This window comes from Rhizobium sp. J15 (assembly GCF_002531825.1).
Classification (GTDB): Bacteria; Pseudomonadota; Alphaproteobacteria; order Rhizobiales; family Rhizobiaceae; genus Rhizobium.
Window position 1 is genome coordinate 45,636 of record NZ_NWSX01000028.1, and the last position, 23,358, is coordinate 68,993.

The 23,358-nt window shown below is 62.1% G+C and carries 22 protein-coding genes and 1 tRNA gene; 8 read left to right on the top strand and 15 right to left on the bottom strand.

Annotation, left to right across the window (positions count from 1 at the left end):
• The first annotated feature begins 203 nt into the window (after positions 1–203).
• A complete protein-coding gene (locus CO670_RS21740) occupies positions 204–1,451 on the top strand; it encodes a LysR family transcriptional regulator (protein ID WP_097592162.1) in 1,248 nt (415 codons plus the stop codon).
• Positions 1,448–2,173: a copper homeostasis protein CutC gene (locus CO670_RS21745; RefSeq protein WP_097592163.1), complete on the top strand. Its 726-nt coding sequence runs from the start codon at positions 1,448–1,450 to the stop codon at positions 2,171–2,173. Before CO670_RS21740 ends, CO670_RS21745 begins: the two co-directional genes overlap by 4 nt.
• A gap of 146 nt (positions 2,174–2,319) precedes the next feature.
• Here CO670_RS21745 and CO670_RS21750 read toward each other — a convergent pair whose 3' ends face one another.
• The 8 genes from CO670_RS21750 to CO670_RS21785 form a co-directional block, all read right to left on the bottom strand.
• Positions 2,320–3,339, bottom strand: a complete 1,020-nt coding sequence (locus CO670_RS21750; protein WP_097592164.1) for a zinc-binding alcohol dehydrogenase family protein — start codon at positions 3,337–3,339, stop codon at positions 2,320–2,322.
• A gap of 60 nt (positions 3,340–3,399) precedes the next feature.
• Positions 3,400–4,374, bottom strand: coding sequence for an ABC transporter permease (locus CO670_RS21755; protein WP_097592165.1), 975 nt, complete (start codon positions 4,372–4,374; stop codon positions 3,400–3,402).
• Positions 4,375–4,496: 122 nt separating this feature from the next.
• Positions 4,497–6,050 (bottom strand): sugar ABC transporter ATP-binding protein, encoded by a 1,554-nt coding sequence (locus CO670_RS21760; protein WP_097592166.1) that lies wholly within the window; start codon positions 6,048–6,050, stop codon positions 4,497–4,499.
• A 103-nt stretch (positions 6,051–6,153) separates the two neighbouring features.
• Positions 6,154–7,143, bottom strand: coding sequence for an ABC transporter substrate-binding protein (locus CO670_RS21765; protein WP_097592167.1), 990 nt, complete (start codon positions 7,141–7,143; stop codon positions 6,154–6,156).
• Between the two features lie 209 nt (positions 7,144–7,352).
• Complete coding sequence (locus tag CO670_RS21770; protein ID WP_097592168.1) at positions 7,353–7,799, bottom strand: RbsD/FucU domain-containing protein; 447 nt, start codon at positions 7,797–7,799, stop codon at positions 7,353–7,355.
• A gap of 9 nt (positions 7,800–7,808) precedes the next feature.
• Positions 7,809–8,828, bottom strand: a complete 1,020-nt coding sequence (locus CO670_RS21775; protein WP_097592187.1) for an aldo/keto reductase — start codon at positions 8,826–8,828, stop codon at positions 7,809–7,811.
• Positions 8,829–8,918: 90 nt separating this feature from the next.
• Positions 8,919–10,421 (bottom strand): altronate dehydratase family protein, encoded by a 1,503-nt coding sequence (locus CO670_RS21780; RefSeq protein ID WP_097592169.1) that lies wholly within the window; start codon positions 10,419–10,421, stop codon positions 8,919–8,921.
• Between the two features lie 10 nt (positions 10,422–10,431).
• The gene (locus tag CO670_RS21785) at positions 10,432–10,623 is read right to left on the bottom strand and encodes a hypothetical protein (RefSeq protein ID WP_088688965.1); all 192 of its coding nucleotides are present in this window, start codon (positions 10,621–10,623) and stop codon (positions 10,432–10,434) included.
• Positions 10,624–10,680: 57 nt separating this feature from the next.
• Between CO670_RS21785 and CO670_RS21790 the strand changes: the two genes are divergently transcribed.
• Positions 10,681–11,580 (top strand): GntR family transcriptional regulator, encoded by a 900-nt coding sequence (locus tag CO670_RS21790; protein WP_097592170.1) that lies wholly within the window; start codon positions 10,681–10,683, stop codon positions 11,578–11,580.
• A gap of 282 nt (positions 11,581–11,862) precedes the next feature.
• Here CO670_RS21790 and CO670_RS21795 read toward each other — a convergent pair whose 3' ends face one another.
• Entirely contained in the window at positions 11,863–12,207 is a 345-nt protein-coding gene (locus CO670_RS21795; protein WP_097592171.1) for a helix-turn-helix domain-containing protein, read from the bottom strand.
• 108 nt (positions 12,208–12,315) lie between these two features.
• Here CO670_RS21795 and CO670_RS21800 point away from each other — a divergent pair, with 108 nt between their 5' ends.
• Complete coding sequence (locus CO670_RS21800; protein WP_097592172.1) at positions 12,316–13,062, top strand: glucose 1-dehydrogenase; 747 nt, start codon at positions 12,316–12,318, stop codon at positions 13,060–13,062.
• A 63-nt stretch (positions 13,063–13,125) separates the two neighbouring features.
• Here the strand turns inward: CO670_RS21800 and CO670_RS21805 are convergent, their stop codons facing one another.
• The 3 genes from CO670_RS21805 to CO670_RS21815 all read right to left on the bottom strand — a co-directional run bounded on the left by CO670_RS21805 (position 13,126) and on the right by CO670_RS21815 (position 15,991).
• Complete coding sequence (locus CO670_RS21805) at positions 13,126–14,616, bottom strand: MDR family MFS transporter (RefSeq protein WP_097592173.1); 1,491 nt, start codon at positions 14,614–14,616, stop codon at positions 13,126–13,128.
• Positions 14,617–14,850: 234 nt separating this feature from the next.
• Positions 14,851–15,192 (bottom strand): hypothetical protein, encoded by a 342-nt coding sequence (locus tag CO670_RS21810; RefSeq protein WP_097592188.1) that lies wholly within the window; start codon positions 15,190–15,192, stop codon positions 14,851–14,853.
• A 121-nt stretch (positions 15,193–15,313) separates the two neighbouring features.
• On the bottom strand, positions 15,314–15,991 hold the full coding sequence (locus CO670_RS21815; protein ID WP_097592174.1) for a hypothetical protein: 678 nt from the start codon (positions 15,989–15,991) through the stop codon (positions 15,314–15,316).
• A 197-nt stretch (positions 15,992–16,188) separates the two neighbouring features.
• On the opposite strand from CO670_RS21815, the gene CO670_RS21820 reads away from it, so the two are divergent.
• On the top strand, positions 16,189–16,749 hold the full coding sequence (locus CO670_RS21820) for a hypothetical protein (RefSeq protein WP_097592189.1): 561 nt from the start codon (positions 16,189–16,191) through the stop codon (positions 16,747–16,749).
• A gap of 112 nt (positions 16,750–16,861) precedes the next feature.
• Here CO670_RS21820 and CO670_RS21825 read toward each other — a convergent pair.
• Both CO670_RS21825 and CO670_RS21830 read right to left on the bottom strand, forming a co-directional pair.
• A tRNA-Thr gene (locus tag CO670_RS21825) sits at positions 16,862–16,937 on the bottom strand.
• A 121-nt stretch (positions 16,938–17,058) separates the two neighbouring features.
• Positions 17,059–18,018 carry a nitronate monooxygenase family protein gene (locus tag CO670_RS21830; protein WP_097592175.1) on the bottom strand — a complete coding sequence of 320 codons (960 nt, stop codon included), beginning with the start codon at positions 18,016–18,018 and terminating at the stop codon, positions 17,059–17,061.
• A gap of 285 nt (positions 18,019–18,303) precedes the next feature.
• Here CO670_RS21830 and CO670_RS21835 point away from each other — a divergent pair, with 285 nt between their 5' ends.
• Positions 18,304–19,539 carry a regulator gene (locus tag CO670_RS21835; RefSeq protein WP_097592176.1) on the top strand — a complete coding sequence of 412 codons (1,236 nt, stop codon included), beginning with the start codon at positions 18,304–18,306 and terminating at the stop codon, positions 19,537–19,539.
• A 39-nt stretch (positions 19,540–19,578) separates the two neighbouring features.
• Here the strand turns inward: CO670_RS21835 and ppk2 are convergent, their stop codons facing one another.
• Positions 19,579–20,460, bottom strand: a complete 882-nt coding sequence (gene ppk2, locus CO670_RS21840) for a polyphosphate kinase 2 (protein ID WP_097592190.1) — start codon at positions 20,458–20,460, stop codon at positions 19,579–19,581.
• Positions 20,461–20,701: 241 nt separating this feature from the next.
• Between ppk2 and phoR the strand changes: the two genes are divergently transcribed.
• The gene (gene phoR, locus CO670_RS21845; protein WP_097592191.1) at positions 20,702–21,925 is read left to right on the top strand and encodes a phosphate regulon sensor histidine kinase PhoR; all 1,224 of its coding nucleotides are present in this window, start codon (positions 20,702–20,704) and stop codon (positions 21,923–21,925) included.
• 343 nt (positions 21,926–22,268) lie between these two features.
• Positions 22,269–23,303: a substrate-binding domain-containing protein gene (locus CO670_RS21850; protein ID WP_097592177.1), complete on the top strand. Its 1,035-nt coding sequence runs from the start codon at positions 22,269–22,271 to the stop codon at positions 23,301–23,303.
• Positions 23,304–23,358 lie beyond the last annotated feature (55 nt).

The window sequence follows — 23,358 nt, forward strand, 5'->3', positions numbered from 1 at the left end:
CGCATTCCCTTTTCCAAGGCCGGTGCGATTTGTTTTTGTCCCCTTGCGTGTTTCCACGGCGATCCGGTGCTCTTTTCTACGATTTCTCGCCGCCCGGATTTCTATGACGGCAACGATAGCTCGCCTATCCCAAGGCAGGGATATCTTTTTTCCTGAACACATCATATCGTCCGGTTTTTCCAGCGCTTTCCGGAGGTCGCTGTTTGCATCTCGGTGCCCTGTTCATTGCAAACCATGTCCTGACGTCAGGTTCGGTCCGCGATACCGCGCGGCGCTTCCAGCTGTCGCCCTCCACTGTCTCGACGGCGATCCGCAATCTCGAAACCGAACTGGCCATGAAGCTCACCGAACGCGCCTCGGGCGAGTTGGTGACGCTGCTCGCAAGCGACAGAGTGCTGGAAGGGCTGGAGCCGATCGCGGTTGCGATAGCGCAACTGGGTCAGTTGACCGGTCATGACAGCGTGGCCGCCGATGCCTACCAGGCCTGGGCATCCCGCATTCCGGTCAAGATCGTCACCATCGAGCGCTTCCTCGAAGTCGCCGACCAGGGCAGCATCAATCGCGCCGCTCGCCGGCTGCGTCTCGGTCAGCCGCAGCTTTCGCTCCAGCTTGCCAATCTTGAGAAATTTCTGGGCGCCCGCCTTTTCGAGCGGCAGGCGCAGGGCTCGGTGCTGACGGAGGAGGGCAGGCGGGCCTATCAGATCTTCATGACGATCAGCCAGGCGTGGAACGAACTGAAGGCTTCGGCCGATGAACGGTATCGGCGCACAGCCCGGTCACTGCGCATCGGCTCGATCATCCCGACCGGCTCGGAAAGCTGGGTGGCGCGCTGCCTGGGGTCGCTGGTATCGGAGTGGAACGCTCGCCGCAGCAACAATACGATCTCGCTGGTCTCGATGACCGCCGACGATCTGCGCGAGGCGCTGAAAAGCGGCCGCATCGATGTAGCGATCCTGGATTCTGTCTTCGGGCTGGAGAGCTTCCGGCATCGCGAGCTGCTGCGGACCGACATGGTGGTGATCGCGCCGCCGCAAAGCACGGAAATGACGGTCGCCGATCTCGTCGCGGCTCACGCGATCTGCATGCCGAGCCCGCGCACCGGCCTCGGCCACGCGGCCATGGCCTTCAGCGACGAACGCGCGCCGAACCGGCGGTTCCGCAATCAGGATATCACCGCGGCGGATTCCCTGCCCGTGATCGTCGACCTCGTCGCCAATCACGGCTACGTCTCCTTCCTCGGCCGCGTCAGCGCCATGCCGATCGCCGACAAGGTGCGCATCGTCGATCTCGACGAGCATCTGCCGATGGCCTATCACGTCGCCTTCAACCACCGCAAAGCCGCCGCCGATGCCTCTGCCGTCATCATCGAGGCGGCGACGAGAATTACGTCGCAATCTCTCTCGCAAGCCATGCGGCAGGCGGACGAGGGCGCCAGGGAGAGTGCAGCATGACGATTTTGCTTGAGGTCTGCGTCGACAGCGCCGCGGGACTGGCCGCCGCAATCGAAGGCGGCGCCGGCCGCATCGAGCTTTGCTCGGCGCTTGAAGTCGGCGGCCTGACGCCGCTGCCGAGCCTGATGCGGATCGCCGCCAGAGCGCCCATCCCCGTATACGCGATGATCCGCCCGCATGCCGGCCCCTTCATCTTCGGCAGGACGGACGAGGAGGCGATGATGCTCGACATCGATGCCGTGCGCGCCGCCGGCCTTGCCGGTGTCGTCATCGGCGCCAACCGGCCGGACGGTACGCTCGACATGCCGCTGATCCACCGGCTGAAGGCGCATGCGATGGGCCTCGGCTCGACGCTGCATCGCGCTTTCGATCTGGTGCCGGATGCCGATGAGGCGCTGGAACAGGCGGTCGAGCTCGGCTGCGAACGCATCCTCACCTCCGGCTGCGCGCTGAAGGCCCCAGACGGCCTGGAAACGCTGAAACGCCTTTCGGCGAAGGCCGCCGGCCGCATATCCATCATGCCCGGCAGCGGCGTTCGCCCGGCCAATGTCGGCGCCATATTGCAGGCAACCGGCGCCCGCGAGGTCCACGGTTCCTGCAGTTCACCCATCGAAAGCGCCGACCCCCGCGCCGTCGCCTTCGGCTTCGAGGCGAAGAGCACGAACCGGACGGATGTCGCGGTGGTCAGAGAGATGTGCGGGGCGATTGCAGCGGTGGGTTAGCCTCGCCATCTGCCCGTCATACGTCTCCCGGCACTTTTACCGGGGTCGAAGCACGGGTCTCGTCCCGTCCTTCGGACCCCCGTTTACAGGGGCGGCTTGGGTGAGGGGCAGTGGCGCAAACCACTTCCACCCCTCTCAAAGTATTTCTAGCCACCAACCCTGATCACCGCCTTGATCAGGCCGTTCTTCTCATGCGCCCAGCGCGCAAGGTCGTGCGGCACATCGGCGAGCGTCGTGCGGTGGGTGATGAGTTTGTCGACCGGCACGAGGTCTTTGGCGATCGAATCCGCCACGTGCTCGAAATCGGCGCGGGTGGCGTTGCGGCTGCCGATCACCATCATTTCGCGCTTGTGGAACTCCGGATCGGAGAAGCGGATGTCGTCCTTGACGACGCTGACCAGCACCAGCGCGCCGCCATGGGCGACGAAGGAAAAGGCCTTCTCCATCGACGGGCCGTAGCCTGTCGCATCGAAGACCACGTCGAAGCCGTCGCCGCCGGTTATCTCCCGCACGGCATCCGCCGTTTTATCGTTGGCGACGATGCCTGAGGTGAAGCCGAAGCGCTCGGCTGCCATCTGTAGCCGCTCGGTGCTGGTATCGAGCAGCGTCACCTCGTGGCCTGCGATGCGCGAGAAGATTGCGGCCCCGAGCCCGATCGGCCCGGCGCCGATCACAAGCGAGCGCGCTCCGGCGCCGGTCATCGAGCGGCGTACCGCATGGGCGCCGATCGCCAGGAATTCGACCGTTGCCGCCGCCTCGAGGCTCAGCCCCTTGGCGGGATAGAGATTGCCTGCCGGAACCGAAATCTCTTCACAGAAGGCGCCGTCGGTGTGGACGCCGAGCACCTTGATATTGGTGCAGCAGTTGGGCTTGCCGTGGCGGCAGGCGATGCATTGGCCACAGGAGAGATAGGGATTGACGATGACCGGCGTGCCGGGCGCCATGGCGACGCCATCGCCGGCCTCCAGCACCGTCGCCGAGATCTCATGCCCCATCACCCGGGGATATTCGAGGAAAGGATGCTTGCCCTCGAAGATGTGGTAATCCGTGCCGCAGATGCCGACATGACTGACGGCGAGGCGCACCCAGCCGGCTGCCGGTGCGGCGGGTGACGGACGTTCGGCGATGTCGAGCACGCCGGGCTCCCGGCAAACAACTGCTTTCATGACAAATCTCGCATTGCGGGAATAAGGAAGCCGGCCTTCTGGGACCGGCTTTCTCTTTGGTCAATTGCTCTTGCGGCGGCGCAGCTGGTCGAAGAAGACGATCACGATGATCAGGAGACCGGTGATGATACGCTGCCAGAAGGAGTTGACGTTCAGAAGGTTGGCGCCGTTGTTGATGGTGGCGAGAATGAAGGCGCCGATCAGCGGACCATGCACCGAGCCGACCGCGCCGAAGAGGCTGGTGCCGCCGATGACCGACGACGCGATCGCCTGCAGTTCCCAGCCGTCGGCCTGCGTCGCATTGCCGATGGCGATGCGCGAGGCGAGCAGCACGCCGACGAAGGCGGCGAAAGAGGCCGAGAGGATATAGGCAAGGTAGATCATGCCCTTGACGTTGACGCCGGAAAGACGCGCCGCTTCCGCATTCGAGCCGACCGCGAAGAGATAGCGGCCCCAGCGGCTGAGATGCAGGAAAATGAAGGATGGGATCGCCACCAGGATGACCATCCAGAACAGGCTCGGAATGCCGAGGAAATCGGCGCGGGCGAAATTGCTGAAACTCTCATCGGTGATGCTGATCGTCGAGCCGTTGGTGATCAGCAGGCCGATGCCGCGCAGCGATGTCAGCGTCGCCAGGGTGATGATGAAGGGCGGCAGGCCCATATGGACGATGCCGAAGCCGTGGAAGGCGCCGATCGCCACGCCGATCGCGAGCGTCAGCGCGATCGCTCCCCAGAGCGGCACGCCCGCCTGCAGCAGCCAGGCGATGATGACGGTGCAGAAGCCGACGATGGCGCCGACCGACAGGTCGATGCCGGCGGTGATGATGACGAAGGTCTGGCCGAGCGCGAGGATTGCCGTCATCGCGCCCTGACGCAGCAGGTTCGAGATGTTGAGCGGCGTCCAGAAGGCGTCCGTCCGGATGGCGAGCACGAGCCAGAGGAAGAGGAGCAGCCCGAGCAAAGTCAGGCCGAACAGGATGTTCATTTTCCGGCGCGGCGGCGGCGCGGCAATTTCGGTGGGGGTGGTGGTCATCAGTTCTCTCCCTCTTAGAGCATTTCCGTTTTTCTCCGAACCACGAAAATGCTCTATGTCTTTGTTTTAACGCAATTTCCGGACGCAAAACCGCAGTGCACTTTTGCTGGAACTGCTGATGCTCAGACGCCGATCGCTTCGCTGAGCACTTCTTCATGCGTCGCCGCGTGGAAATCATGGCTGGCGACCAGCCTGCCGCCGCGGAAGACGTGCAGCCGGTCGGCCAGTTCATAGACCTCCGGCAGGTAGGAGGAGATCAGGATGATGCCCGCGCCCTCCTTCAGAAGCTTGGCGAAGAGCCGGTAGATTTCCGCCTTGGTGCCGACGTCGACGCCGACCGTCGGCTCGTCGAAGATGAACAGCCTCGCGCCGTGGCTCAGCCACTTGCCGATGACGATCTTCTGCTGGTTGCCGCCCGACATGCTCGAAGCGGGAACGCGCCGGCTCGGCGTCTTGATGCTGAGATCGCGGATCTGCTTGTCGGCATTGGCCGATTCCCGCGCGTGATTGATGACCGGCCCGTGGCTCAACCGCCCGAAGACAGGCAGGTTGATGTTGAGGCCGATCGGCAGGTTGAGGCAAAGCCCCTGGTCGCGCCGGCTTTCGGGCGCCAGCGCAATGCCGAGCTCCATGGCCGTGCGCTCGTTCCTGATATCGACAGGCTTGCCCATCCACGCGATTTCGCCTGATGTTTTCGGCTGGCGCCCGTAAAGTCCGAGCGCGAATTCGCTGCGCCCGGCGCCGATCAGGCCATAGAGGCCGACGATCTGCCCTGCCTTGACGCTCAGCGACACGTCCTCGAAACCCGGACCGGAAAGGCCGCGGACCTCGACGATCGTTTCGCCGATCGCAATCTCTTCCTTGTGGTAGATCTGCTCGATCGAGCGATTGATCATCAGCGCGATCAGTTCGGCCTCGTTGGTTTCGCCGATCGGGCGCGTGCCGACATGCGTGCCGTCGCGCAGCACCGAGACACGGTCGGCAAGCTCGAAGACCTCCTCCATGCGGTGGCTGATATAGACGATGGTGACGCCTTCGCCCTGCAGGCGGCGGATCAGCTTGAAGAGCTGCGCCGATTCCTGGCGCGTCAGATAGGCAGTCGGCTCGTCGAAGATCAGGAACTGCGTGCCGCGCATGGCCGCGCGCGCGGTTGCCACCAGCTGCTGCTGGCCGATCGTCAGCGAGCTCAGGAGAGCTGCCGCCGGCAGGCCGAAGCCGAGATCGTCGAGCACGGCCTGCGCCAGCTTCTCCATCTGCTTGCGGCGCATCAGGCCGTAACGGTTGACCTCGTCGCCGAGGAAGAGATTGGCGGCAACCGTCAGGTGCGGGCAGAGCACGACTTCCTGATGCACGGCGTTGATCCCGCGCGCGATCGCCTCGTTCGGCGTCGACAGCCCCACCGGCTGGCCGCACCAGAGCACCTCGCCCGCCGTGCGGGTGATGACGCCGGTGAGCAGCTTGATGAGGGTGGATTTGCCGGCGCCATTTTCGCCGACGATGGCGTGGATTTCGCCGGCAAGGAAGGTCATCGTCGCCGGTTTCAGCGCCTGGACATGACCGTAATTCTTCTGCAGGCCCCTGAGTTCGAGGATAGGAGACCCGGTCGGAATCCGATTGGCCTCTTTCAGCGTGGCACTGTCATCATGGCGATGACTGACCTCTTCCAGTCCGATCATGGACCTCTCCTCCTCTTGTCGCCTCTGCACCACCCTGGGGAAACATACCATGGATGGAAAAGGCCGCGCCGGTTTTTGAAAGCCGGCGCGGCCCGTTTGTCGGTTACTTGATCTTCGGGTTCAGCAGCGCTTCGATCTTCGGATCGGCCATGTTCGCCTTGGTGACGAGGTTGGCGCCAGTATCGACATTTTCCGGAACCTTTTCGCCCTTGGAGACGGCAAGCGCGGTCTTCACGCCGTCATAACCCATGCGATAGGGGTCCTGAACGACGAGGCCGGCGATGGCGCCGTCCTTGAGGAAGCCCACCGTCTTGTCGTCGCTGTCGAAGCCGATGACCTTGATCTTGTCGCCGAGCTTGTTTTCAGCGATCGCCTGGCCGACGCCCTGCGCCAGGATCAGGTTCGAGGCGAAGACGCCGACGAGCTTCGGGTTAGCCGTGATCAGGTCGGTCATCATGTTGAGGCCGGTCGTCGCCTGGCCATCACCATACTTGTCGGCGATGACCTTCAGACCCGGATATTTGGTCTTGACCTGATCCAGGAAGCCTTCGCGGCGCTGTTCCAGCGAGCCGACGCCGGGAAGATTGGTGAGGATGACGATTTCGCCTTCTTCCTTGCCCGTCATCTCCTTGATGGCGGCGGCAAGACCGTCAGCGGCGATGCGGCCGCCCTGGACGTTGTCGGTCGTCAGGAACGACTTGAACGACTTGGAGTCGGCAGCAGAGTCGATGCCGATGATCGGAACGGACTTGGCAGCTTCGTCGATCGGCTTGCCGAGCGCCTTGAATTCCGTCGGCGAGATGACGATGGCGGCGGGTTTGCCGGCGACGGCATTCTCGAGAATGCTGATCTGGCCGTTGATGTCGGATTCAGCCTGTGCGCCGAGTTCCGGCACATTGACGCCGAGATCCTGGCCGGCCTTGCGGGCGCCCGCCAGAACAATCTGCCAGTAGAAGGACGTGGTGTCCTTGACGATGATCGGGATCGTCACATCGGCGGCGAAGGACGTGACCGGCATCGCCGTTGCGATGACGGCTGCCCCGGCGAGCGCGGTAAAGGCGCGGCGGGACAGAATGGATTTCACGATGCTCATAAGGGTTCTCCTCTCAGGGTGCGTTCTCCTCCTAGGAAATCGTCCGCTGAACGCAGGCGAACGATTTTTATCGATAAAAAACATTTGCAGACAGAAGCTAGCCGAGGCGCAATCAAATTGCAAGTGCGCCGATCTCGCTTTTTTGCTCCGGAAAACACCTCCCAAGCAACTGATTTTATTTCAATACCACAAAAACCTAAAATAGGTCGTCAGCCGATGTCGACTTCATGCGGGTGCACGACACCCTTCTTCAAGATCAGGTTGCCGTACAGCCTGAATTCCGTCGTCGCGACGATATAGGCGGCCTTGCGCGCCATCGCGTAGAAGGCGAAACGCTCGACCGGCACAATGCGGAAATCGCCGGCGCGCCTGGAAACGATTTCTTGGAACTCCGCGCACACTTCGGGCACCGCACCGGGATCGCCGACCACCTCCATCCGCCATGCCGTCTCGGGCACGAAAGTGTCGAGCGGCATATGCGTGAGGATCGCCTTGGCCATGTCAGTGGCGCTGACGCCGTCGGCGCGAATGACGGGCGGCCCCATCGAGCCCGAGGGGAAATTGGCGTCCGAGATCACGATGTCGTCGCCATGCCCCATGGTCTTCAGAGCGTGGAGCAGGTCGGGCCCGAGCAGCGGATGAATACCCTTCAGCATTTTCTCTCCTCAGACTCGGACCGCTTCGCTGCCAAGCGGCGGCGCGACCAGCGTATAGGGTTCGAATTCGGCGTAGATATCGTCGGCAAGCCGCGGCTCGACGATCTCCATGTTGCGCGTCAGGCTCGAGGGCTTCGCTGTGCCGATCAGCACCGAGGCGACGATCGGATCGCGCAGCGGAAACTGCATGGCGGGGGCCGCAAGCGGCACCCCGTGGCGCTTGGCGATCGCTTCCATCGCACCGACCTTGGCGAGCACATCGTCGGTTGCCGGCATATAGTCGAAATGCGAACCCGGCACCGGGCCGGTGGCGAGAATGCCAGAGTTGAAGACGCCGCCGACGACCAGCGAGGTACCCTTCTGCCGGCAGAGCGGCAGCAGTTCGGCGACCGCCGAGCGGTCGAGCAGCGTGTAGCGGCCGGCCAGCAGGATGCAGTCGAGATCGGCATGGCGCATGACGTCGAGGCAGACCGGCACTTCGTTGACGCCGAGGCCGAAGGCGGAGATTGCACCCGAGGAACGGAGCTCCTCCAGAGCCTTCACGCCGGAATCGAGAAGCTGCTTCTGATAGACCGCGTTCTTCGCCGCCCCATGCGTATAGACGCCGATATCGTGCACATAGAGAATATCGATGCGGTTGAGGCCGAGGCGGGCATAGCTGAACTCGACCGAGCGCATGATGCCGTCATAGGAATAGTCGTAATCGGCGTCGAAAGAGAGCGGATCGACATAGCTGTAGTCAGGCACGGTTCCCGTCGGCACCGGCCTCAGCAGCCGGCCGACCTTCGTGGAGAGCACGTAGGAACCATCCGGCTGATCGCGCAGGAAATCGCCGACGCGCCGTTCGGCCAGGCCGAGCCCGTACCAGGGCGCAACATCGAAATAGCGGATGCCGCTGTTCCAGGCGGCCTGCAGGGTTTCCATCGCCTGCTCGCGCGGGCAGGCGCGATAGAGGCCGCCCAAGGGGGCCGCGCCATAGCTGATTTCGGTCACGTCAAGCTTGGTCTTGCCGATCCGTCTCGTCTTCATCATGCTTCCTCGCCAAGTCTCGGGATTTCAGAGCAATTCCAGGAAAAATGTGAAGCGGTTTTCACATCCGGAATTGCGTAAAATAAAGGATTAGAGCGTTGCGCCGAGATGCCAGGGCACGAATTCATTATCGCCGTAGCCGAAGAGCTCGCTCTTCGTCTTCTTGCCCGAGGCCGTATCGACGATGAGCTCGAAGATCTCGCGGCCCTTGCCGCTGATCGTCGCATCACCCGTGGCGATCGTGCCGCAATCGATGTCCATATCCTCTTCCATCGCGGCATAGAGCGCCGAGTTGCTGGAAAGCTTCAGCGACGGCGCCGGCCGACAGCCGAAGCAGCTGCCGCGGCCCGTGGTGAAGGCGATCATGTTCGCCCCGCCCGCCACCTGGCCGGTGGCCGAGACCGGGTCGTAGCCGGGTGTGTCCATGAAAACGAGGCCGGGCGCGGTGACGCGCTCGGCATAGCCATAGACCGCCGTCAGCCGCGAGCGTCCGCCCTTGGCGACGGCGCCGAGTGACTTTTCCAGAATGGTGGTGAGCCCGCCGCGCTTGTTGCCGGGCGACGGGTTGTTGTCGAGCGAGGCGCCGTGCAGCGCGACGTAATCCTCCCACCAGGCGATCTTCTCGTCGAGCTTCTTCGCCACCTCGTCGCTGACGGCGCGGCTGCGCAGCAGATGCTCGGCACCATAGATTTCCGAGGTTTCCGACAGGATCGCCGTGCCGCCGGCCGCAGCCAGCAGGTCGGCGGCGACACCGAGCGCCGGATTGGCGGTGATGCCGGAAAAGCCGTCCGAGCCGCCGCATTGCAGGCCGATGATGATCTCACCGACCGAGATCGGCACGCGCCGTTCCTTGCCGACATCGGCGGCGATTTCGCGCAGCACGCCCATGGCCCGCTCGACCGCGCGGCGGGAACCGCCGGCATCCTGAATGTTGAAATGCCGCTTGGAGGCGCCTGCGCCGCTCTGGCCGTACAGCGTCAGCTGATTGACCTCGCAGCCGAGGCCGATCATCAGCACGCCGCCGAAATTCACATGCCTGGTGTAGCCAGCAAGCGTCCGGTGCAGCACGTTCATGCCGTCGCCGGTCGAGCTCATGCCGCAGCCCTGGTCGTGGACGATCGGCACGAAGCCATCGATACCCTCGTAATGCGGCAGGATCGTCCGGTTCGCCTCGTCGGCGATCGCCCGGCAGACGGTGGTGGAACAGTTCACGCTGGCGATGATGCCGATATAATTGCGCGTCGCCGCCCGCCCGTCCGCACGGCGATAGCCCATGAAGGTGCGCGCCCTGTCCTCGGAGGTCGCCGCTTCCGGCGCCGAATTGGCCGTCGCCGCCAGCCGGTCGTTTTCAAAATGCAAATTGTGGCTGTGAACATGGTCGCCGGCCTTGACCTCGGCCGTCGTACGGCCGATCGCCTGGCCGTATTTGACGACGGGCGTGCCGAGCGGAATATCGGCAATCGCCACCTTATGGCCGGGATCGATCTTCTGGCGAGCCTCTATGCCGGCAACCGTCGAACCCTGCGAGATGGTGGCCGTTGCGACCGCGACATTGTCTCCGGCCGAGAGGATGATCCAAGGCTGTTTGTCCACTCTCTTCTCCCTAGAGCATGACGCCGAAAACTGTGAGCCCGCCCGCTGCATCGGCGATTGCGCATTGATTTTGTTTTTTATCTACAATAAACATTTTCAAGTCAACGGGAATATTGATCCTGTGGACGAGGGAGGCAATGCGCCGCAGGCGGCCGAAAATGCGATAAAGGTCGTTCGGACAAGCCTTTGGGCTCGGCTTCATCCTGCTTTTCCTAGCGGGAATGGCAGCCGCGGCACCGGGCGGAAAAGCGGGGGTCTGATGGCAAGGCAGAACACGGTCTTCAAGGAAGCGTATAACCGCTACGCCGCCGCGCTGCGGACGGATACGGCGCTGCCCTCGGAGCCCGAGATCGCCGCCCAGCTCGGCGTCAGCCGCTCCACCGCACGCGCCATCCTCACACGGTTGAACGAGGAAGGCATCATCCGCTGGAACAAGCGCCAGAAGATCGTGCTGCGCCAGCCGACGGACCGTGATCTCTTTCCTTCCGAAGAGACGGATTCGCTGCACGACATCATCGAGCGCAGTTTCATGCAGCGCATCCTTGCGGATGACGCCGCGCCCGGCATGCAGATCAACGAGCTGGAGCTTGCCCGCGAGATCGGCACCGGCACGACGAGCGTGCGCGAATTCCTGATCCGCTTCTCCCGCTTCGGCCTGATCGAAAAACGTCCCAACAGCCATTGGACGCTGAAAGGCTTTACCCGCGAATTCGCACTCGAGCTTGCCGATGTGCGCGAGATGTTCGAGCTGCATTCCGCCGCCGAGTTCGGCAGGCTTCCCCGCGACCATCAGGCCTGGGCCGATCTCGCGGCCATGCGCGAGGAACATCTCGCCATGCTTGACGACATCAACCAGCGCTTCAAGGATTTTTCCGTCCTCGACGAGCGTTTCCACCTTCTGATCCACCGTGCCTCGAAGAACCGCTTCATCGCCGATTTCTACGATGCGATCGCCATCGTCTTCCACTATCACTACCAATGGAACAAGACCGCCGCCCGCGAGCGCAACGAACGCGCCATCCACGAACATCTGGATTATATCGCGGCGCTCGAATCCGGAAACCAGGCGGCGATCGAAAAAGCCTGCCGCGTCCACCTGCGCTCCGCCCGCCAGACCCTGCTGCAATCCCTGCCGCAGAGTGTGGGTGAAAGCGTCTGAGTGTAAGCAAAGGGTTACAATGAGAGGCGTGCCGTGCGGCCCCCTCATCCGACCTGCGGCCACCAACCGGGGTTGAGCCGCTGGTCTCAACCCGTCCTTCGGACCCCGCTGGGGAGAAGAGAGAGCAAGCCGTTTTAGCGCTGCCCAAAGGACCTGTCTATTCAAACGCGTTCGAACCAATGGGTTGACGACAAAGCCGCGATCTCCCCAGCGGGGAGAAGGTGGCCGCAGGTCGGATGAGGGGGCCGCACGGTATGCGCTTACGACCCGCCTCTCACCCCATCAATCTGTATTCATCTCTGGAGGAAGCTGCCCGTAAGCCGTCAGAATAGCCCTGATGAGACCGGGGAAGCGTTCATCCAACTCGGCGCAGCGGGTTTGATTGCGCATCTCCACGCCCTGGCGCTCGCTTCGGATCAGCCCGGACTCGCGCAGCACCTTGAAGTGGTTCGACAGCGATGATTTGGGAATGGTGCGCTCACCGAGATCGGCAAGCGCCGAACAGGTTCCGCCGCAGCCGGCGCCGGCAAGCCATGCGAAGATCGCGGCGCGTTCCGGATCGGAAAGCGCATACAATATCGCATCAGGCCGGATGTCCTCTATTGCCGGATGGAAAAGCGGTCTCATGAATTTTCATATAGCGACCCTTGACATCGAGATCAACAGTTCCGAATTTCTGAACTACGGAACAATGGCGCCAATATCGGCGGCAGTCCGAGTCGAAAGGGACGAAGAATGGCTAAGCTCACTGGAAAGGTCGCAGTCGTAACCGGAGCCTCCAAGGGGATCGGCGCCGCGATTGCCAAGGCGCTCGCGGCCGAAGGCGCTCAAGTGGTGGTCAATTACGCTTCGAGCAAGGCAGGGGCCGACGCCGTGGTCGGTGCGATCGAGGCGGCGGGCGGCAAGGCCATCGCGGTGCAGGGCGATGTTTCCAAGGCCGATGGGGCGCAGGGACTGGTCGATGCCGCGGTCAAGGAATTCGGCAAGCTCGACGTGCTGGTCAACAACTCAGGCGTCTATGAATTTGCACCGATCGAGCAGGTGACCGAGGAGCAGTATCGCCGCATATTCGACGTGAATGTTCTCGGTGTTCTCCTGACCACTCGGGCAGCGGTCAAGCATCTCGGCGAGGGCAGCAGCGTCATCAACATTTCGTCGGTGGTCACCAGTCTGGCTCCGCCCGACACCTCCGTCTACACGGCCACGAAGGGAGCGGTAGAGGGCATTAACAGCGTGCTCGCCAAGGAGCTTGGGCCGCGCAAGATCCGGGTGAACGCCATCCTCCCGGGTATCGTCGAGACCGAAGGCACGCACACCGCCGGCGTCATCGGCTCGGATTTCGAGCAGACTTTGGTGGCCCAGACGCCGCTCGGTCGCACCGGCCAGCCGGACGATATCGCCGATGTCGCGGTCTTCCTCGCATCCGACGATGCCCGCTGGCTGACCGGCGAGCGTTTGGCCGCCAGCGGCGGCTTTCGCTGATCGCTGCGATGGCGGGCGTGCTCCGTCACGGAGCGCGCACCCGGCGCGTCGCATCGATCCAATTCAATGCGACGCCGCCTCGCTTGCCGCGGCCGGCTCCTCGCGCCGCTTGTCATGGCCGACCGGGATCAGCCAGGTGGTGAAGAAGGTCAGCACGGCGACGACGACGACACCCCAGAAGCTCCAATGCAGTGCGGCATTGAAGACCAGGCGGGTCGTCGGATCGGCGGCGAGTTCCGAAAGACCGGTCGGCTGGTTCAGCGCCTCATGCAGACCGGCCGCCGCCTCGCCGCTCGCATAGTGGCTGATGCCGGCGTTGAGGATTGCGCCGAGCACGGTGGCGCCGAGCGTGTTGCCGAGGCTGCGGGCAAAGATGATCGAGGCGGTGGCGCTACCGCGCATCGACCATTCCACGCTGTCCTGCACCAGCACGATACTGGTGAGGCTGATGAGACCCATGCCGAAGCCCATGAAGAAGGAGCCGGCGCCGGCAAGGACAGGCGAGCTTTCCGGCGTCAGGAACAGGAGGAAGCCGGCGCCAAAGGGAAACATCAGGCTGCCGACGCGCAAGGTGCGGCGAATGCCGAAAGCCTTGTAGAAGCGGCTGGAGAGCATGACCGCCATCGGCCAGCCGACGACGAGCATGGTGAGCGTGAAGCCCGCGACGAGCGGCGAGCGGCCGAGCACGCCCTGCACATAGAGCGGCAGGATGGTCGAAAGCCCGATCAGCGCCATGCCGGCCAGCAGCGTCGCCGCATTGCTGGTCGCAATCAGCCGGCGGCTCCAGAGCGCGATCGAAATGATCGGCTCCGGCGCCCGCTTCTCCTGGCCGAGGAAGAGCAGGCCCGCGATGACGAAGACGGCGAAAAGCGACAGCAGGATCCAGGCGCTTGCATCGGTTTCCGTCAGCATGATGAGCAGGGCGACGATCGAGATCGAAAACAGCACGGCGCCGAGATAATCGATCTTCGCCTGCTTATGCGCCACGTCCTCCTTCAGGAAGACCATGAAGGCGATGATCGAGACGATGCCGATCGGCAGATTGATCCAGAAAATCCAGGCCCAGGAGAAGGCATCGACGATGATGCCGCCGGCAAGCGGCCCGACGACGGCCGACGTCGCCCAGACGGTCGCCATCGCGCCCTGCACCCGGCCGCGTTCCTCGAGCTTGAAGAGATCGCCGATGATGGTCATCGTCACCGGCTGGATCGCGCCCGCACCCAGCCCCTGCAGCAGCCGGAAAAGCACCAGCGACATCATCGACCAGGCAAAGCCGCAGAGCGCCGAGCCGGCGAGAAAGATCAGGATGCCGCCGATGAGCACCGGCTTGCGCCCGAAGATGTCGGAAAGCTTGCCGTAGATGACAGTCGTCGTCGACTGCGCCAGCAGGAAGGCCGAAAACACCCAGCTGTAATAGGAAAAACCGCCAAGCTGCCCGACGATGCGCGGCATCGCGGTCGCCACGATCGTCGCCTCGATGGCCACCATGAAGGTCGCAAGCATGATGGTCGCGACCACAAGCACGCGGTTGGAGCGTTGCGCTGCATTCGACATGACGATCCTCTTCGGGTGCTCCGCAGGGCCGGAAAATATCGGCAGGCTGGCTGGATGGGCGGCGATGCGCCGTTTGCGGAGGGATGCTGTTCTTTTACGACCTGAAAGCCGGCCGGTAAAGCAATTCTCGCGGCAAGTGTCGTTTTGGCGCCGGTTCAGGACAACAGCCGAAGTGAAGGCCCGGCGCCACGCGCCGGACCTTCATCCGTCAGGGGGCGGACGGCCGCCCCATCCTCATTGCTGGCATGCTTCGCTGAGCGTACCGGTGCCCGCGGTGCAGCCCGGCACCTGCTGCAGATCCGGATTGACCCCGCCGGGATTGATCGTGCTGCGACCGCTGTCGAGATCGACGCCACCAGTGCCGGTCGTGCTGCCGGTGGTGCCGGGATCGGTACCGATGGACCCCGAACCGCCCGCGCCGACACCAGCCGAGCCGGAACCAGAAGTCCCCGATCCGCCAATAACAGGCGCCACCGAAAGTCGCCCGCTGGAATTCGCGCCACCCGACGTCTGCGCCAACGCCGAGCCGGCAAGGCCGATGGAAAGGAGGGATATTGCGATGAGCTTACAGGACATGATGTTCTCCATCCTTGTTTTCTCAAGGGGAGAACCTGTTCGGCGGCGACGTGTTCCTGGCGAGGTTGCCGATTCACGGTCGTGTGATGAGCACCGAGAGAATTCGATGTAAGCCGGCCTGCTAAGCCTCATCAAGCTGATTGAAGTCAAGGTGCCTGACGTAGTCGAGGCAGCGGTCAGTGACATAGTAGACTAGCGAGCCCCAGCCCGACACGGCATCAACCAGCCCGAAACGAAGAAGCGCTCCTGTTGCTTCATAAAAATCTCTGGCAGTGGTGAAATGTTGGCCGTTATCAACCTCGTAATCAATCTTCCGTTCGCCCCGTTCTTCTTCCACGGATCGGTTGAAGTAACCGGCTTCATCGGCCTTTTTAAGCAAGGTGAGCACTTTCATGTCGTTAATGTTCAACTGCTCGGTGATTGCCCAGAAATCATTCAGGGCATCCTCGGAGTAAGGCTCTCGAGAGGTCGCATTGAAAAAGATACGCGCCATCAGCCGCAGCTTCTTTTTGCCAACTCCTTCGAATGCGGCTCGCCGCACTCGAAGAATAAAGGATGCCAAACGTTCCTCTTCAATGACATCGTCTTCCAGCACTCGGCCGGCTCGAAGGTCTGCTACTATGGCATCCTCCGCATCCTGAAGGCGTTTTTCGACAACGCGCCTTATCGGGAGCATCACTGTTTCCGAGAGGCCGCTGGTGGCCATAGCCAAGCCGGCTGACACGTAGTCTATGATTGCCTTGCCCCGCTTCATCTGTTGCGGATCAGAAAGATTCTCGGACTGTGCTTCAATATTCATCGATAGCCTTCTCCCTTTGGAGCATGACTGAATTGCTTTTTCCTGTGTGATTATAACACACTCCCCTTCTGATCCTCCACGGAGACTTGCGCTTGTGTGGGAACTTCACCGGAAATTTGCTGGTACTTTTCCTGGAAATGACAGTTGAAAATCGCCCGACGCCATGCAACTTGCGAGCGGGGTTAAGGTCGATTCAGATGTTTTCATTTCTCTTCAGCTTGCAGGGCTGGTCGGTCGCGGTGTTGTGCTCGACCGCCGTTCTTCTTCCGACTTCGAGGGTTCCGGCCGACAAGTGGGCAGAGAAGGTTTTTCCAGATCCTCTCGAATGCGACTTTAAAGAAGGAGCAATATCGTATTACGCCGATGACAAGGCGATCAATATTACCGTCGCTGTTCCGAACGAGGTCAAAGCGAGCCTCAAGGCGATGGAAAGCAAGATAAAGGCGACATGCACCCCGAACGGAACGGGGCTCCTGGATATACCGACAAGCGGCGAATTCTTCGGAAGCAGATATACCCAGTTCAGCATGCCGATCTATGCTCTTGAGACCGGTGGCGGCTGCATGTCGCCCTTCTACTACAGCTTTTCTTTCCCGGAAAAAGCACAGACGCTACACGACAATATCCTGCAGCACACAGGGAGGGACCTCAAAGTGCTTTCTGGATCCGGACAGAACGGGTCTATCGATGATCGAGGATGGATTACCGACTACGGCGATCACAGCGTCTATTCCTGCTCCATGGAGGAGGGATTCTGAGATCTTACCGCACGCAGACCACCTCCAGTCCGAGGCCATAAAACCTCCGGCTAGAGCAGCGTCTAAGCATCGCCATGCTTTGGCGCGCGACATCTGAAATCTGAGAGAAAAATGGTGCCGCTTACGTGACTCGAACACGTGACCCCATCATTACGAATGATGTGCTCTACCGACTGAGCTAAAGCGGCATTTGGCGACCGAAGCGTGCGGCCTGCGATTTGCATGGCGCTGATACAGGCATTGTTTGAAGATTTCAAGCGTCCTGTCATGCCTTTGGTAAAAAAGAGGGCGGGGCGTGGAAGATCCCCTTCAGAGCGCCAGCCGGGCGCGGGCGGCCTTGTATTCGGTTTCCAGCCGGTCGACGAGTTTTGCCACCGGCTCGACGGCCTTGATGGCGCCGATGCCCTGGCCGCTGCCCCAGATATCCTTCCAGGCCTTGGCGCCGCCGACAGCCTGTTCGAAATCCATCTTGGAGGGGTCGGCGACGGGCAGGTTGTCGGGGTCCATGCCGGCGGCGACGATCGAGGGCTTGAGATAGTTGCCGTGCACGCCGGTGAAATAGTTGGAATAGACGATATCGGCCGCCGCACCCTCGACGATCGCCTGCTTGTAGGCGTCTGCGGCGCGCGCCTCTTCGGTCGCGATGAAGGGCGAGCCGATATAGGCCATGTCGGCGCCCATCGCCTGCGCGGCGAGGATCGCGCCGCCGGTGGAGATCGCGCCGGCAAGCAGCAGCGGCCCGTCGAACCATTCGCGGATCTCCTGGACGAGCGCGAAGGGCGACAGCGTGCCGGCATGGCCGCCGGCGCCCGATGCCACCGCGATCAGCCCGTCCGCGCCCTTGCGGATCGCCGAATGGGCGTGGCGGTTGTTAATAATGTCGTGCAGCACGATGCCGCCATAGGAATGCACGGCGGCGTTGACCTCCGGCACGGCGCCGAGCGAGGAGATGACGATCGGCACCTTGTATTTGACGCACAGCATCAGGTCGTGCTCCAGCCGCTTGTTCGACATATGCACGATCTGGTTGACGGCAAAGGGGGCCGCCGGCCGCTCCGGATGGGCTGCGTCGTGGCGGGCAAGTTCCTCGGTGATCTCGGCCAGCCATTCGTCGAGCTGGCTTTCCGGCCGGGCGTTCAGCGCCGGAAAGGCGCCGACGACACCCGCCTTGCATTGCGCCAGCGTCAGTGAGGGATGCGAGATGATGAAGAGCGGCGAGCCGATGACCGGCAGTCTCAGTTTGTCCTTGAGGATCGGGGGCAGCGCCATGGTTCACCATTCAATTGACGTTTACGAAAACGTCAATCTCATAACAGAGATGGAAAGACGATAAAAGAGCGGCTGCCACGCCTTGGTCGATTTCGGTCCGAATATATATTTCCAAGAGATGAAGGAAATGGAGCCAGCAAGTCGTGAAAGCCGCTCGTTATCCCCGCGGATCAATCGCTGCCCGGCCTGCAAGGCTTGCGGTTTGCCGCGCTTGCCGTTACCGAATTTTGACAGGCGCCGGCAGGGATTACCGTCCGCTGCCGGGTTCAAGGTGAAGGACTTGATGTGAGCGGATTAGAAACGGCCATCAGAACAGCGCTCGAGAATTCCGATCGCGACAATCCGGAGGTTCGAGCGAGGATCTATCAGTCCGCCCGTCAGGCGCTGGAAGCCGGCATGCGCAAGCAGGATATTACCGATGCCGAGGTCGTCGCCCACCACCGCCATCGCCTGGAAAGCACCATCCACGCCATCGAAGGCGAGGAGCGCGACCGTCTTCACCCCCGGCAGAGGCCGCCCGAGGTGCCGGTGCCGCCGGTCGTGGAAATGCCGCAGCCTCCGGTTCACAGAGGCGATGTCGCCGATATCGACAGCCTCATCGACAATCCGGTGGCCGCGGGCGAGACCCGCGCCCCTGACGTCGTCATGCACCATGCCGACGAAGCAAGCCTCGACGGCGTGCGTGCCGGCACGACCGATCATCTCTCCGCCGCTCCCCTCGCGGAGGAGCGCCTGGCGCGCGGCGAGCGCGCCACCGACATGGATTTCCGTCCGGAACGGGCCGCAGGACGCCGCAAGCCGCGCAAGTTCTTCTCACGGCTTCTCGTCTGGTGCGTCCTGCTCGCCTTCATCGGCATCGGCGCCTGGTGGGCCTATACGTCTGGTCTGCTGCTGACGGCGGCCGAGCGTGACACCAGCGTCGCCAATCCGCCGGCAAGCACCCAGCCGGAGGATTTCACCGGCAATGACGACAGTGCCAATGACGACAGCGCCGCCAATGATGGCAGTGCCGCCAACAATGCCGGCTCCCATACCGATCAGCCGGTGACCATCGATCCGCAGAACAGTTTCTCGGCCGATTGGATCGAGGTGTTCAAGCCTGCCGATGCGGACAAGATCCAAAACGGCCCGCGGGCACGCACGGAAAACATCACCGAGAACGATGGTCCCGCCATCCGCCTGATTTCCGAAAGCGGTGCCGCCGACGGCAATATCACGATCAGCGTGCCGGCTTCCGTGCTGCAGCAGCTTGCCGGCAAATCCTCGACGATCGCGCTGACGCTGCAATCCACCACCGACGAACCGACGCAGGTGACCGTCGAGTGCAATTTCCAGACGCTCGGCAATTGCGCCCGCCATCGCTTCACCGTCACCCGGGAGAAATCGGATGCGCTGCTGCAGGTGCGGTTCGACCGCTCGCTCGCGCCGAATTCGCCGGGCACGCTCACGATCAACAGCGATCTCGACGGCAAGGCGCGCGGCATCAATCTCTTCGCCGTGCGCATCCTGCCGGGGCAGTGACGCGGCTTTACGCCTGGCGCCGGCCTATTTCAGAAAGCCCTATTTCAGAAAGCCTGGCCCGGAGCCGATGATCTCCTTGTCGACTTCGCCGAGCGCCTTCTTGTCCTTGCCGTCGTAGTCGATCCTGTTCAGCATATGGCGGATCAGCTCCAGACGCGCCCGCCGCTTGTCATTGGCGCGGATCACCGTCCAGGGCGCGAAATCCGTATGGGTTTCCTTCAGCATCCGGTCGCGCTTTTCGCTGTAGTCGCTCCATTTCGTCAGCGCCGCGATGTCCATCGAGGAAAGTTTCCAGACTTTCAGCGGATCGTGCCGGCGGTCGTGGAAGCGCTTGAGCTGCATCTCGCGGCCGATATCGAGATAGAATTTGAAGAAGAAGATGCCCTCATGGGCGATGATCTTTTCGAGCTGCGGCGCCTGCTTGAGAAAATCCTCATATTGCTGCGGCGTGCAGAAGCCCATGACCGGCTCGACACCGGCGCGGTTGTACCAGGAGCGGTCGAAGAGCACGAATTCGCCCGATGTCGGGAACTGCGCGACATAGCGCTGGAAGTACCATTGTCCCTGTTCGCGATCGGTCGGCTTGGTCAGCGCCACGACGCGCGCAAGGCGTGGGTTCATATTTTCCGAGGAGGCCGAGATCGCCCCGCCCTTGCCGGCCGCGTCGCGTCCCTCGAACAGCGCCATCACCCGCTTGCCGGTCGCCTGCAGCCAGAACTGCACCTTGACGAGTTCGACCTGCAGCTTTTCCAGCTGCTCCGCGTAATCCTCTTCCTTGAGCTTCTTCTTATAGGGAAAATCGCCGGATTCCAGCGCGTGCTCCTCCACCCAGTCGGGCAGAGCGGGATCGTCGACATCGAAGATGCGTTTCGTTCCCCGGATATCGAGCTCGACGGCCCTGTTTTCGACGTCCTCGTCCATTTGCTCCTCCTGCGCCTGATCGTTTTCCTGCTGCAGGCGAACATATTTGCCGTTGAAAATCAAATCTTTCGCCGCCGGCTGGTTATTTCTCCCGGTTTTCGGCTGCGGCCTTTGGCATTAGAGAGGCCAGCCGAAAACTTCTGTCATGAATTGCCGCTATCAGGCAGAGTTCAATATAAAGACAAACGAATCGACGCCGCGAGGGACCTTGCAAGACGAAACATCGTGGACAACCAGCTTGTTGGCGCGCATCCGGCGCGAACGGCCGGTACTGCTTGCGGCGATAATCAGCGCCCTGGTCGCGATTGCCGCCGGCATGAACAAATGGGCCGTGCTCGTCCTGCTGCTCGCCATGATCCTGACCGCGCTCTTCAACGAGGCGCCGGTCATCAAGCAGGAACCCGTCGCGCCGGTGGAGATCGAGCCGGAGGCGCCGCCGAGCCGTCTGCCGGATGTTTCCGCCACGCTCGCCAGCCTCGATATTCCTGTCATGGTACTCTCGGGCGACGCCTCGGTGCTCTTCCAGAACCGCGCCGCCGAAAAGGCCTTCGGCGAGGTCGCCCTCGGCGCCCATATATCGGCCCGCCTGCGCTCGCCCGGCGTGCTCGACATGGTGCGCGAAACCATCGCCACCAATGCGCCGAACCAGATCGAACACGCCGAGCGGCTGCCCTCCGAGCGCGTCTACATCGTGCGCAGTGCCCCTCTCGAATTCGGAACCGAAGATGCGGCGCGCGAGCGCTATTTCATCCTGTCCTTCCGCGACATATCGGAGGTGCGCCGCATCGACCGCATGCGCTCGGATTTCGTCGCCAATGCCAGCCATGAATTGCGCACCCCGCTTGCCTCGCTGCGCGGCTTCATCGAGACCATCCAGGGACCGGCGAAGAACGATTTAAAGGCGCAGGCGCGCTTCCTCGGCATCATGCTCGACCAGACGACGCGCATGAGCAGGCTGGTCGACGACCTGCTTTCGCTTTCCCGCCTGGAGCTGAAATCGCACATCGCTCCTGACGAGAAGGTCGACCTGGTGCCGCTCCTCGGCCATGTCAGGGACTCGCTGGTGCCGCTCGCAAGAGATGTCGGCGTCGACATCAACCTGCATCTGCCGGAGGGCAAGGTCGAGGTGCTGGGAGACCGCGACGAGCTTGTCCAGGTCTTCGAGAACCTGATGGAAAATGCCTGCAAATACGGCCAGGAAGGCGAAGTCGTCGATGTCTGGCTGAAAAACGGCGCCGGCCAGCCGGTGGAGGTCAGCATCGTCGACAAGGGGCCGGGCATACCGGCCGAGCACGTGCCGCGCCTGACGGAACGTTTCTATCGCGTCAGCATCGAGGATAGCCGATCGAAGAAAGGCACCGGCCTCGGCCTTGCGATCGTCAAGCATATCCTCACCCGCCACCGCGCCCGCCTGATCGTCAAATCGGAAGTCGGCAAGGGCACCGATTTTACCGTGCGGTTCTAAGGCAACTATCTTCCTCCGTTCCTTCTCCCCGTTTTTAGGGAAGTGGGACAACAGAGACCATCCCTCTGTTACCCATCTGTCCGGTTCGCCGCAAAGCTGTTCTGCTCGTTTTTGCAATGCCAGGTCGATTGGCGGCCGAGCTTCATGACTTTTCCGGCGCATTCGCTCGATCCATGCAAATATTTTCATTTAATATCAGGCATTTAAGCTGTCACAAATGTTTCACCGATTTGACATAAAAGGACGGTGCTTACAGCGCTAAGAGAGTCCCGCCGATGAAAAACGGCAATGCGAGGGCCTCTCTAGGCCGCACTCACACAAGCCCAATGCCCGGGAGATTCAAATGAACACCTTCAAGCTCACCGTTGCCGCGCTCGCTGCAACCGCTGCTTTCGCTGGCGCTGCCGTCGCCCGCGACCAGATTCAGGTTGCTGGTTCGTCCACCGTCCTGCCTTACGCAAAGATCGTAGCCGAATCCTTCGGCGAGACCTTCACCAACTTCAAGACTCCGGTCGTCGAATCCGGCGGCACGGGCGCTGGCCTGAAGGAGTTCTGCAAGGGCGTTGGCGAAGACACCATCGACATTGCAAACGCTTCGCGTCCGATCAACAAGAACGAAGCCGAAGCCTGCAAGGCAGCCGGCGTGACGGACATCCAGGAAGTCAAGATCGGTTATGACGGCATCGTCTTCGCAACCGACTCGTCCAACCCCGACGTCGCTTACGTTCCGGCCGACATCTACAAGGCGCTGGCTGCCCAGGTCGTCGTCGACGGCAAGCTCGTCGCCAACCCTTACAAGAAGTGGTCGGAAGTCAACCCGAAGCTGCCGGCTGTTGACATCGCCGCCTACATCCCGGGCGAAAAGCACGGCACCCGCGAAGTCTTCGAACAGAACGTTCTGGCCGCCGGCTGCAAGGCTTCGGGCGCAACCGACGTCATCGCCAAGGAAATCTCCGACAAGGCTGCCCAGGGCAAGGCCTGCGTCGCAGTCCGCAAGGACGGCGCAGCAGTCGACATCGACGGCGACTATCCGGAAACCCTCGCACGTATCGCCGCCAACAAGACCGGCGTCGGCGTATTCGGCCTTTCCTTCTATGAAAACAACGCCGACAAGCTGAAGGTCGCGACCGTGAACGGCATCGTTCCGTCCACCGAAACGATCGCCAACGGCACCTACCCGGTTTCCCGCCCGCTGTTCTTCTACGTCAAGAAGGCACATCTCGGCGCCGTTCCGGGCCTGAAGGAATACGTCAACTTCTTCGTATCCGACCAGATGATCGGCCCCGACGGCCCGCTCGCCGAATACGGCCTCGTTGCCGCTCCGGATGCCGAGCGCGACGCGATCCGCAAGGAAGTCGAAGCCGGCAAGGCTATGTAATGACTGTGCCGGCGCGGTGTCTCAGGACCCGCGCCGGCGTTGCCTTGCGCCCCGG